Origin of the sequence: Corallococcus sp. AB045 (genome assembly GCF_003668895.1) — a bacterium.
Taxonomy (GTDB): Bacteria; Myxococcota; Myxococcia; order Myxococcales; family Myxococcaceae; genus Corallococcus; species Corallococcus coralloides.
Map to the genome: position 1 here is coordinate 1 of NZ_RAWN01000253.1, position 11768 is coordinate 11768.

Sequence of the window (11768 nt, forward strand, 5' to 3'; positions counted from 1 at the left end):
TCCGCCGGCCCCGCCTCCGCCCCCCGCGGAGCCGGAGGACCCGAGCAAGCCGCGCGTGCCGGTGGTGCTCTTCGGCGGCGCCGCGCAGGGCGTGAAGCCGTCCGTGGCGCTCACGCCCAAGCCGGACTTCTCCGAGGAGGACCTGGCGGTGCTGGACGACATCGACCGCATCTCGCGCGGTGAAGAGGCCAGCCTGGACACGGAGAAGGTGAAGCCCGCGCGCATGGTCGCGAGCCTCATCCGCCTGCTCATCCGCAAGGGGCTCATCCAGGAGGCGGAGTTCCTGGAGGAGCTGGCCCAGAAGTGACCGGCGTCGCGCCGGCCCCGCTCCTGGACGTGCGGGGGCTCGTCACCCAGCTGTCGCTCCCGCGAGGCACGGTGCGCGCGGTGGACGGCGTGTCCTTCGCCGTTCCTCCCGGCGGCACGCTGGGGGTGGTGGGGGAGAGCGGCTGCGGCAAGAGCCTGACGGCGCTGTCGGTGATGCGGCTCGTTCCTCAGCCTCCGGGCCGCGTGGTGGGCGGCGAGGTGCGCTTCCGGGGCGAGGACCTGCTGGCCCTGCCGGAGAAGGAGATGCGGCGCGTGCGCGGCCGGCACGTAGCCATGGTCTTCCAGGAGCCCATGACGTCGCTCAACCCGGTGTTCACCGTGGGCGAGCAGATTGGCGAAGGCGTCCGGCTGCACCTGGGCGCCACCCGTGCGCAGGCGCGTGAGCGCGCGGTGGAGATGCTCCGGCAGGTGGGCATCCCGGCGCCCGGCGAGCGCGCGGACGCGTACCCGCACCAGCTCTCCGGCGGCATGCGCCAGCGCGTGATGATCGCCATGGCGCTCGCGTGCGACCCGGCGCTGCTCATCGCGGACGAGCCCACCACGGCGCTGGACGTCACCATCCAGGCGCAGATCCTGGAGCTGCTCAAGCGCCTCCAGGCCGAGCGGAACATGGCGGTGATGCTCATCACCCATGACCTGGGCGTGGTGGCGGGCAGCTGCGACGCGGTGGTGGTGATGTACGCGGGCCGCATCGTGGAGCAGGCCCCGGTGCGCGAGCTGTTCGCGCGGCCCGCGCACCCGTACACGGCGGGCCTGTTGCGCTCCATCCCGTCGCTGCACGACGCGGGCGCGGCGGTGGAGGGCGGGCGTCAGCGCCTGAAGGCCATTCCCGGCATGGTGCCGTCGCTCACCGCGCTGCCGTCCGGGTGCGCGTTCCGCGACCGCTGCGACCGCGCCACGGAGCTGTGCGCCCGAGTCACGCCCGTGCTGGAGCCGAAGCGCGGAGGCCAGTCCGCCGCCTGCCATCATCCGGTGCCCGCGCCATGAGCGAACCGCTGGTCCAGGTGCGCGACCTGAAGGTGCACTTCCCGGTGAAGGGCGGCTTGTTGGGCCGCACGCGCGGCACGGTGCGCGCGGTGGACGGCGTGTCCTTCGAAGTCGCCCGCGGCGAGACGCTGGGCCTGGTGGGGGAGAGCGGCTGCGGCAAGAGCACGTTGGGCCGCGCGGTGCTGCGGCTCATCGACCCGACCTCCGGCTCCATCCGCGTGGCCGGGCGCGAGCTGACCGGCCTGTCGCAGCGCGAGCTGCGGCCGCTACGACGACAGATGCAGCTCGTCTTCCAGGACCCCTACGCGTCGCTCAACCCGCGCATGACGGTGGGGGACATCCTCGCGGAGCCCTTCGCCATCCACGGCCTCGCGAAGGGCAAGGCGCGCGAGGACGAGGTGCTGGCGCTGCTCGACGCCATGGGGCTGCCTCGCGAGGCGCGGCACCGCTACCCGCACGAGTTCTCCGGCGGCCAGCGTCAACGCATCGGCATTGCACGTGCCATCGCGTTGCGTCCGGACCTGGTGGTGGCGGACGAGCCCATCAGCGCGCTGGACGTCTCCATCCAGGCGCAGATCGTCAACCTGCTGGTGGACCTGCAGCGCGAGCGCGGGCTCACGTACGTCTTCATCGCGCACGACCTGAAGATTGTTGAGTACGTGTCCACGCGCGTGGCGGTGATGTACCTGGGCCGCATCGTGGAGGTGGCGCCGTCCCGGTCGCTGTACGCAGGGCCCCGCCATCCGTACACGCAGGCGCTGCTGTCCGCGGTGCCGGTGCCGGTGCCGGATCCGGAGCGTCCCAGCGCGCGGCTGCTGCTGCCGGGAGAGCCGCCTTCGCCCCTGTCGCCGCCGACCGGCTGCGCGTTCCATCCGCGCTGCCCGCATGCGATGGAGCGCTGCCGCCGCGAGTCACCCCCGCTGTATCCCCTGGGTGGAGGCCACGCCGCGGCGTGCTTCCTGGCCGAAGGGGATTCGCGCAACGTGCAGGACGGGCCCGCTGTTTCCGCGTCCGGAGGAGGCGCCGGTGTTCTGGCTCAGCCATCATCACGCGGATGAGTACAACCGCACGTACGTGCTCGCGGGCGTGCGCGTGTGCGCGCGGTGCCTGGGCACGTATCCGGTGCTCGCCGCCGTGTTCCTCGGACTGTTCGCGCTGAAGGCGCCGCTCAGGTGGGAGTGGGACGTGCCGGTGGTGCTGGCGCTCACGCTGCCCGCGCTCGTGGACTGGGCGGTGGGACGCTTCCGGCCCGCTTCGGGTTCCAACGCGGTGCGTACGCTGACGGGCATCCTGTTGGGAGTGGGGCTCGGCCGCTCGCTGTACGTGCATGTGCAGCGCCCGTTACCGGCGGTGCTGCTGGCGCAGGCACTTCTGGTGACAGGGGTGGCGGTCCCTGTCATTCTCGCCACTTACCGGCGGCCACGGCCGGAATAGACCTTTCGCGCACGGCTGTCCGTTACAGGCCTTGGGCGGTGAAGGGGATGGCACCCGTGGCTTCATGGGCACTGGGGGAAGTTTGGCACCCGAAACCTCAGACGAGCAGCTGATGCTCGCCTTCCAGGCGGGAAACGCGCGTGCGTTCGATGCGTTGGTGCGCAAGCACCGCGCGCCGGTGTTCAACTTCATCCTGCGCTTCGTAGGCCACAGGGCGCGGGCGGAGGACGTGCTGCAGGAGACCTGGCTCAAGGTGGTCCGCAGCGCCCGGGAATACGAGCCCAAGGCCCGGTTCACGACCTGGCTGTACACCATCGCGAGGAACCTCTGCGTGGACAGCACGCGCAAAGAGAGCTACCGCCAGACGACGTCCCTGGAAGCCCCCTCGGCGGGTGCCGACGGCGACGAGGGACGTCCGCTGGGCGAGGGGCTGCCGGATGCCGGGGCCAGCCCGGAGCGGGGCGCGCACAACGCCCGCCTCCGGCCCCTGTTGGAGCGGGCCCTGTCGGCCCTGCCGGAGGAGCAGCGCGAGGTGTTCGTGCTGCGCGAGTACAGCGGCATCCCGTTCAAGGAGATCGCCGAGGTGACGGGCGTGTCCGAGAACACGGTGAAGAGCCGCATGCGCTACGCGTTGGAGGGCCTGCGCCGCCGCCTGGGTGAGCTGGGCGTGGACGGCGACCTGTCGGAGGATGGAAGGACGGTGGCGGGATGAATGCCCAGAATGCCCACGCGCACGAGGACCGGCTCCTCGACTTCGCCTATGGCGAGCTGCCCGCGTCGGAGGCCCACGCGCTGGAGCAGCACGTCCAGGGCTGTGCGCGCTGCACGAAGGCGCTGGCGGACATCCGCGGCGTGCGCACCACCATGGCGCAGCTGTCGTCGGAGCCCGCGCCGGACGCGGGCCTGGAGTCGCTGCTCGCGTACGCGCAGCAGTCCGCGCGCCGCGCCGCCGCCGGCCCCGAGCCGAAGCCCTCGCGCTGGCGCCGCTTCCTGCTGCCCGCGGTGGGCCTGGCCACGGTGGGCACCTTCGGCCTCCTGACGTTGACGGTGAGCGAGAACATCGATCTGGCGCCAAACCTGTCGCAGCGGGAGGCCCCCAGCCCGATGTTGGCGGCGAAGCAGGAATCGCAGACGCGGGACAAGCGCGCCCCGACCGCGATGGCCCCCGCGCCTTCGAGCGCGACCCTCGAAGTGGACGTGCCCGAAGGTGCCTCGGACGCACTGGCGGCCGCGCCGAGCGAGATGGAGTTCCAGAAGAACCAGGTGGAGGCCAAGGTGCAGCGCAAGGGCACCGCCGCGGCCCGTCCGTCGGACTGGATGAACGCGGGCAGCGGTGGCGCGCTGCTGGAGCGCCGCGCGGACGCCGAGGCTCCCAAGAAGAAGATGTCCAAGGCCGTCCGGGACGCGGACGGCGAGTTCGCCGCGCTCGAGCAGGCGACGGCCGGGGCGGTCATGCCGGAGGCGCCTCCGAAGGAAGAGGCGGCCAACGACGGCTACGTCGCGAAGGATGAACCCGCGCGACGGCGCTCCTCGGGCAAGCTCAGCGACAAGGCCATGGGCTCGGCGGGCGACTCCCTGCGGCTGGGTGAGGCGGCCTATGGCCGTGGGCTCGCCTCGGACGACGACGAGAGCGTCGCCGCGGGCGCGCCTCCGCCGCCTCCCTCCGTGGCCTCCGCGCCCGTGGTCCAGGCCGCGCCCATGGCCCCCTCCGCCGTGGGCTCCCTCGGAGGTGCGACGCCTCCGTCCACGCCCCCGGCGCCTTCGACCGCCATGCCCAAGCGGGAGTCCGCCCGCGCGGAGGCCTCGAAGCCGGCGCCCATGGAGAAGTCCGCCTCCAAGGAGGCGATGACGGCGCGCGACCTGTCCGCCCAGGCCCAGGCCGCCGCGAACCAGGGTGACCGCGCCCGGGAGGCCCAGCTGCTGCGCGCCGCGCTCGCGGCCGGAGCCAGCGGCAGCGAGCGGGTGGCCCTGCTCTCACGGCTCTGCGAGTCGGAGTCCGTCCAGGGCCGGACCCAGGAGGCCGCCGCCGTCTGCGGGCAGATCCTCACGGAGGCCCCCGGCTCCAGCGCGGCGCAGCTGGCCCAGCGCCGCCTGCGTCAGGCCTCGCCCCCCACGGCTCCGGCGTCTGCTCCGGCCAAGGCCGCCCCTTCCCAGCCCGCGCAGTAGGGGAGGGCGGCAGTCCACATGACCGATGCGTCCGGGGCCCGGGTCCTGGATAATGGGGACATGACGTCGGACGTGCACGCTCCCCCCGTGAACAGCCCCCGGAAGTCACCGCCGCGCTCCCCGCGCCGGGCCCGCCGTGGCCAGGCCATGGTGGAGTACTCGATGATCAACTGGGTGTTGATCGTCGGGCTCGTCATCGGCGCCACGGTGAAGATCCGCTGGACGGACGACCGGCAGACCAACGTCATCGACCTGTTCCTCGAGGCGTACCAGATCTATTACGACTCGTTTTACTTCGTGCTGAACCTGCCGTTCCCCTGAGGGACGCAAAGGCCGCGGATCAACTCGCTGCGTCGAGCCGTCCTCCCTCTTGGGCGGGCAGGCTCCGTGAGCTCCGGAGGTCCCGGGATTCCGCTTTGTCGCGAGAGGTGGTTTTGACACCTGCTCTGGGGCATGGCTAACATCTTGCCTCGTTCGCGCCCTGGCATTGCCCCCTCGTCCAAAGCAGTCCTGCCGCCACGACGGCGCCCCACCGTTCTGGAGGACTTTGAACCATGTTGAAGGGTAAGACCCCACTCGTCGTCGCACTGGTGCTCGGTTTGCTCGCGGGCATCGTGGCCTACTCGGCCATCAAGAAGAAGGAATCGGATGTGCGCCGCGGGTGGAACCTGGTGCCCGTGGTGGTGGCGGGCCAGGACATGCCCGAGGGTTCGGTCATCACGTACGAGATGATCTCCCAGCGCTCCGTGCCGGAGCAGTTCGTCACCTCGTCGGTGGTGAAGCCGGACTCCGCCAACTACATCGTGAACCAGAAGGTGCTGGTGGCGCTGCAGGCCGGCGACCCCATCCTCTGGAGCCAGTTCGAGACGACGAAGGCCGCCGAGCGCCTGTCCACGAAGGTGCAGAAGAAGGCGCGCGCCATCACCATCGAGGCGAAGCAGACCACGTCCGTGGGCGGGTGGATCCGCCCGAACGACCACGTGGACATCATCGGCACGTTCCGCGATCCGCAGACGGACGAGAGCGTCGCGGTGACGCTGCTGCAGAACATCATCGTGGTCGCCACGGGCAAGATCACCGGCACCACGAACATCAACCTCATCCCGGAGAACCAGCGCGAGTACTCCAACGTCTCGCTGATGGTGCTGCCGGAAGAGGCGGAGATCCTGGTGCTGGCGGCGGAGCTGGGGCAGTTGACCCTGTCCCTGCGCAACGAGGACGACGTGGACCTCATCGAGGAGCGCGGCCGCGCCACCATCAGCACGCTGCTCTCCGGTGAGCGCACCCGCGTGCTGGAGCAGAAGCGCCGGGAGATCATCCAGATCATCAAGGGCAGCGGCGGCGGCGAGAAGGCCTCGGCCGGCTCTCCGTAGTTCCGCGCGCGGGGCCGCTTCGTTCAAGGCTGAAGCGGCCCTGCCGACCCCTCCCTCATCCCCCGGGGATTCGCGCCCATGCTCGCAGGTATCGTCCTCCTTCTCGTCACCGGCTCGGTGTTCTTCTTCAGCCTGGTGATCTTCAGCGTCCTGTCGAAGGCGTATGAGCAGTACCAGGAGCGGTACGTCGCCAAGTCGATGAACGACTTGAGCGACATGTTCCTCTTCATCGACCCGCGGCAGATGTTGATCCTCAACATCGCCTGCATGTGCCTCCTGGGCATCCTCAGCTACATCATCTTCAACCCCATCCTGGCGGTGCTCGCGACCATCTTCGGCTTCTTCCTGCCGATGCTGCTCGTGAAGCACTACCGCAAGCGCCGCATCAAGAAGTTCAACGTGCAGTTGGTGGACGCGCTGCAGGCCATGGCCAACGCGTTCAAGGCGGGCCTCACGTTCCCCCAGGCCATCGAGCACGTGGCGCGCGAAGCGATGCCGCCCCTGTCCCAGGAGTTCGGCCTCTTCGTGAAGGAAGTGAAGCTGGGCGTGCCGCTGGAGGAGGCGCTCATCAACATGGGCCGCCGCGTGGGCAGCGACGACCTGGAGCTGGTGGTGGTGTCCACCAACATCGCGCGCCAGCTGGGCGGCAACATGGCGGAGATGTTCGAGACCATCTCCACGGTGATCCGCGAGCGCTTCCGTCTGGAAGGCAAGATCGACGCGCTGACGTCCCAGGGCAAGCTTCAAGGGTGGATCGTCGCGGCCATGCCGGCGGTGCTCGGCCTGGTGCTCAACTACATGCGTCCGGACCTGATGGAGCCGATGATGAACCACATCTTCGGCTACATCCTGGTGACCATCATCGCCATCATGGAGATCATGGGCATCCTCATCATCCGGCGCATCGTCAACATCGACATCTGAAACGAGGCGCACCGTGCAGGAAGTCCTGACATTTCTGCTGATGGGCGGCTCGGCACTGCTGACCGCGGGCGCGGTGGCGTTCCTGGGCATCGGCCTGTACTCCAACCTCCTGGAGCGCTTCCTCACGGAAGTCCGCGACGAGTCCGCGGGCGGCATGAAGGGCGCGGGCTCCGTCGCCATCCGCAAGCTGGGCGCGATGAACCGGCGCTTCATGTGGCCGGGCTACGAGTCCAAGACGCGCCGCAAGCTGATCAAGGCGGGCGAGCCGTCCCAGTACAAGCCCGAGGACATCATGGCGCTGCAGGAGATCAGCGCCTTCTTCGGCCTGCTGGTCGGCCTGTTCGTCGTCAACGGCCTCGGGTCGAACCTGGCCTGGTCGCTGCTGGTGATGCTGCTGGGCCTGTTCTATCCGCTCATCTGGTTGAACGATCAGGTGAAGCGCCGGCACCTGGCCATCAGCCGCGCGCTTCCGTACAACCTGGACCTGCTGACGCTGTCGGTGGAAGCGGGCATGGACTTCACGGGTGCGCTGGCGAAGGTGGTGGAGAAGGGCCGCCAGGGTCCGCTGCGTGAAGAGCTGCAGCTGGTGCTCAAGCAGCTCAAGATGGGCAAGACGCGTGAAGAGGGGCTCAAGAGCATGATCGTGCGTGTGGACCTGCCGTCCCTGACGACGTTCGTCACGGCGCTGATCCAGGCGGACAAGATGGGCACGAGCCTGGGCAAGGTGCTGCGCATCCAGTCCACGCAGATGCGCATCGACCGCACGCAGCGCGCGGAGAAGCTGGCGGGCGAGGCGCCGGTGAAGATGCTCTTCCCGCTCATCGCCTGCATCTTCCCGACGGTGTTCATGGTGCTCTTCGGGCCCATCGTGTTCCAGTTCATGTTCGGCAACGTCGGGGGCTAGTCCTCTGCCCATCCTGCTCACCATCACCCAGGGGCTCCAGGTTGGACGGGAGCTCGCCTTCGAGCAGGCCGAAGTGAAGATCGGCCGGACCTCGGAGAACGACCTGGTGCTGCATGACCACGGTGTCTCCCGGCGTCATGCCCGCATCACGGCCAGGGATGGGCGCTACTTCGCGGAGGACGTTGGCAGCGCGAACGGCACGCAGCTGAACGGCCAGCCGCTGGGCGGCGAGAAGCAGCTGCGCGACGGCGACCGCATCACCGTGGGGCCGGTGGAGTTCACCTTCGTGTGGGTGCCGCCGGAGGATGACAACGACGTCACCCGGCCCATCCGGCGGGTGCTCGCGCCGCCCCACGCGAGGGTGTCGCCGCAGGGCGTGGAGCAGGCCTCGCTCGCGGAGATCGAAGCGGCGCCCACGAGCTACCAGCAGTCGATGCCGGCCATGGCCCGGCCTGCATCCCTACCGCGCCCGGGAATGGCCGTGCCCGCCGCGAAGGGTGGGGCGACCCCGGCGATGCCGCTGCCCGCGGCCGCTACACCGAAGCGGCCCTCCGCTCCGGATCTTCCTGCGGTCAGTGCCTCGGTGCCAGGCGCGGCTGCACCGGTCCGGACTCCTCCGGGGCCTCCTGTGCTGGGGGCCTCCGCGCCGGGTGCGGCGACTTCGCTCAAGCCTCCCGCCGGGCCTCCAGTGCTGGGTGCCTCCGCGTCCGCTGCTTCGGGCAAGGTTCCCGCCGGGCCTCCTGTGCTGGGGGCCTCCGCGTCCGCTGCTTCGGGCAAGGTTCCCGCCGGGCCTCCAGTGCTGGGTGCCTCCGCGTCCGCTGCTTCGGGCAAGGTTCCCGCCGGACCACCTGTGCTGGGAGCCTCCGCGTCCGCTGCTTCGGGCAAGGTTCCCGCCGCACCTCCCGTGTCGGGGCCTTCGGCGCCGGGTGCTCCGGCCAAGGCTCCTGCTGGCCCCCCGGTGCTGAGCGCCTCGGCGGCGAACAAGGCTTCGGGCGCTTCCGCCTCCGTCCGGGCCTCCGGGCCGGGACTGTCAGCGGTCGGTGCCTCGGGACCGGGCCGGTCGTCCGCGCCGGAGGCTGCCCCTGCGCCCTCGCACCCCACGGCGATCGAGCTTCCCGCGGCCGGAACTCCTGCCCCGACGGGGACCTCCGCTCCGGAGAAGGTCGTGGCAGTTCCCGTTGAACCAGCGGCTCCCGCGAAGCGGCACGCCGTCGCGAACCTGCCCGGTGTCGGTGCGCCCGCGCTGAACCGTCCCTCGCTGGGGCTTGGCGCCGCGCGCGCGTCCACTGCTCCGGCGGCCCGGGGTGCCGCGGCTTCCGCGCCCGGCCTGCCGTTGATGTCGCCGCCGGGGCTGATGGCTCCGCCGCCTCCAGCACGGCCTTCCGTCGCACCGCCTCCCGTGGGCTTGGCCCCCATGGTGCCGGACGAACCCGAGGAGCGCACGCTGATGGCGATTCCCACGGCGGCCGCACCCGAGCCCGCCGCCGCGCCGCCTCCCGTGCTGCCCTTCCCGGAGCTGGACGAGCCCGAGGAGCGCACGCTGATGGCGATTCCCACGGCGGCCGCACCCGAGCCCGCCGCCGCGCCGCCTCCCGTGCTGCCCTTCCCGGAGCTGGACGAGCCCGAGGAGCGCACGCTGATGGCGATCTCCACGGTGGGCTCGCCCAATCCCGCCGCCGTGCCGCCTCCCGTGCTGCCCTTCCCGGAGCTGGACGAGCCCGAGGAGCGCACGCTGATGGCGATTCCGGCGGCCCCGGAAGCGCCGCCCCTGGAAGTGGCGCCGCCGCAGCAGGAGGCCTCGCCCGCGCTGCCTCCGCCGGCGATGGAGGAGCCCGAGGAGCGGACGCTCCTCGAACTCCGGCCCATCACCCCGGTCAGTCCGCTCGTGGCCCCGCCGGTCCGCGTCGTGAGCGCGCCCGCCGCCGCGATCGACTCCAGCGAGCCCTCGACCTTCGTCGGCCAGGACGATGACTTCTCCGCGGCCCCCGAGGAGACTCGGGCCTCGGGGACCTTCACGGGCCAGGTCGCGCCCGGGCCCGCCGCACCGGCCGTGGCGCCTCCTCCGGCCTGGATCCCCCCCGGCCCGCCGCCGGGCGAATCCCCACTGGCCCGCGTACCCGCTCCGGACGTGGAGGGTGACGCCACCCTGCCCGTGCCCGCCGACCTGGAGGACTCCGTCGCCCAGCCCGTGCCCAACGGCCCGGTGACGGTCGTCGCGAAGGTCGAGCCCTCGTCCGCCGCCGACAAGGCCCGCAAGCGGCGTCAGCTGGGCAAGTCGCTCCAGGGCCGGTTCCTCCTCTTCTGGCAGCGCCAGTCGCTGCCCAAGCGCATCGGCTTCGCGTCGCTGGCGGTCGTGGCCGCGCTGGGCGTGGTGACGCTGCTCGTGGCGCTCGCGGCCCCCACGGCCATCCGGCTCCCGGGCCGCGAACCCTTCAAGCTGGGCATGGAGCCGGTGACGGACTCCTTCGGCCTGGGCGACGGTGTGCGCTGGGTCCACGCCGACGACAAGCTCTTCGACTTCCGCTTCGTGTCCCCCACGCGCGCGGTGGCGGTGCTGCACTACCAGGCCAGCGGCATCGCCCGGGACGAGGTCAACCTGTCCCTCAACGGCGTGTCCCTGGGCTGGGTGCCCCCGGACACTGCGCAGACGGCCGAGCGTGAGCTGGAGCAGGTCCTCCCGCCCAGCCTCCTGCGGCGCAACGCCAACAACCAGCTCCTCTTCGACAACGCCCTCAACCCGCCCGGCCGCGACCCGTGGCGCATCTGGAACCTGCGGCTGGAGGTCATCCCGGTGCCGGAGCTGCCGCCGGATCAGCTGGTCTCCTCCGCCCGGGAGGCCGCGAAGGCGGGGGCCCGCTTCTACGAGCTCAAGGACGTGGGCGCGGAGAACCTGTTCAAGGCGTGGCGGGAGTACCGCGCCGCGTGGATCACCCTGGAAGCGCTGGACGAAAAGCCGGAGCTTTACGAGGACGTCCGGGAGCGGATCGCCCAGATTTCAACGGAGCTGGACCACCGCTGCAGCCAGCTGATGATGCAGTTCCAGCGGGCGGTTCAGTTCCGCAGCCGACGGGATGCGGTCGCGACCCTGGAAGACGTACGGAGACGCTTCCCTACGGCCGAGCATCGCTGCCACAATCTCGCGCAGGAAAAAGCCTATGAGCACGAGCTTTAGGGCCCGTGCCCCCCTCAGCAGGACGCGGTGACCTCCATGTCGAACGCACCTCCCCCCGCCCGCCGACGGCCTACATCCGGTACGCCCTCCTCGGGGACTGGTTCGCGCGCGCCGGTCCGCCGGTCGACCGCCGGTGCCGCCGCGGCCCGCCCCGCGAAGCTCGTCGTCGTCGCCGGCCCCATGGAGGGCGAGGAGTTCGCGCTCTCCGAGCTCGAGTACACGGTCGGCCGCGCCACCGACAACCCCATCTGCATCCAGGACACGTCCGTCTCGCGCAAGCACGTGACGCTGCGCAAGGAGTCCGCCGGCTGGATGGTCAGTGACATGGGCTCCGGCAACGGAACCATCGTCAACGGCGAGCCCATCTCCGAGGAGACGCTCCTCGCCAACGGCGACGTCATCACGCTGGGTGACTCGGAGCTGCGCTACGAGGACACCGCCAACAGCACCGCGAAGGTGCAGGCCCCCACCGGCCCCCGGC

At 70.8% G+C, this 11768-nt stretch carries 11 protein-coding genes and 1 pseudogene; all 12 read left to right on the forward strand.

From position 1 onward, the window contains the following. A pseudogene (locus tag D7Y21_RS36660) lies at window positions 1-307 on the forward strand (hypothetical protein); the annotation flags it as partial. Continuing rightward, entirely contained in the window at window positions 304-1314 is a 1011-nt protein-coding gene (locus D7Y21_RS36665; protein WP_121718168.1) for an ABC transporter ATP-binding protein, read from the forward strand. The pseudogene D7Y21_RS36660 and the gene D7Y21_RS36665, both read left to right, overlap by 4 nt. Beyond that, window positions 1311-2372: an ABC transporter ATP-binding protein gene (locus tag D7Y21_RS36670; RefSeq protein WP_121718169.1), complete on the forward strand. Its 1062-nt coding sequence runs from the start codon at window positions 1311-1313 to the stop codon at window positions 2370-2372. The genes D7Y21_RS36665 and D7Y21_RS36670 overlap by 4 nt, the downstream gene beginning before the upstream one ends. After that, the gene (locus tag D7Y21_RS36675) at window positions 2341-2748 is read left to right on the forward strand and encodes a DUF2085 domain-containing protein (protein WP_121718170.1); all 408 of its coding nucleotides are present in this window, start codon (window positions 2341-2343) and stop codon (window positions 2746-2748) included. The genes D7Y21_RS36670 and D7Y21_RS36675 overlap by 32 nt, the downstream gene beginning before the upstream one ends. Before the next feature lie 64 nt (window positions 2749-2812). Further along, window positions 2813-3460 (forward strand): RNA polymerase sigma factor, encoded by a 648-nt coding sequence (locus D7Y21_RS36680; protein WP_120565707.1) that lies wholly within the window; start codon window positions 2813-2815, stop codon window positions 3458-3460. Beyond that, window positions 3457-4914, forward strand: coding sequence for an anti-sigma factor (locus D7Y21_RS36685; protein ID WP_121718171.1), 1458 nt, complete (start codon window positions 3457-3459; stop codon window positions 4912-4914). The genes D7Y21_RS36680 and D7Y21_RS36685 overlap by 4 nt, the downstream gene beginning before the upstream one ends. A gap of 60 nt (window positions 4915-4974) precedes the next feature. Then, window positions 4975-5235: a hypothetical protein gene (locus D7Y21_RS36690; protein WP_120565599.1), complete on the forward strand. Its 261-nt coding sequence runs from the start codon at window positions 4975-4977 to the stop codon at window positions 5233-5235. A gap of 233 nt (window positions 5236-5468) precedes the next feature. Beyond that, window positions 5469-6287 (forward strand): Flp pilus assembly protein CpaB, encoded by an 819-nt coding sequence (gene cpaB / locus D7Y21_RS36695; RefSeq protein ID WP_120565598.1) that lies wholly within the window; start codon window positions 5469-5471, stop codon window positions 6285-6287. Between the two features lie 78 nt (window positions 6288-6365). After that, window positions 6366-7211: a type II secretion system F family protein gene (locus D7Y21_RS36700; protein ID WP_120565597.1), complete on the forward strand. Its 846-nt coding sequence runs from the start codon at window positions 6366-6368 to the stop codon at window positions 7209-7211. 13 nt (window positions 7212-7224) lie between these two features. Further along, the gene (locus D7Y21_RS36705; protein WP_120565596.1) at window positions 7225-8115 is read left to right on the forward strand and encodes a type II secretion system F family protein; all 891 of its coding nucleotides are present in this window, start codon (window positions 7225-7227) and stop codon (window positions 8113-8115) included. A gap of 73 nt (window positions 8116-8188) precedes the next feature. Then, a complete protein-coding gene (locus tag D7Y21_RS43175) occupies window positions 8189-11287 on the forward strand; it encodes an FHA domain-containing protein (RefSeq protein ID WP_233612431.1) in 3099 nt (1032 codons plus the stop codon). Between the two features lie 36 nt (window positions 11288-11323). After that, on the forward strand, window positions 11324-11768 hold a 445-nt coding region (locus tag D7Y21_RS36715), incomplete at its 3' end, for an FHA domain-containing protein (protein WP_233612432.1).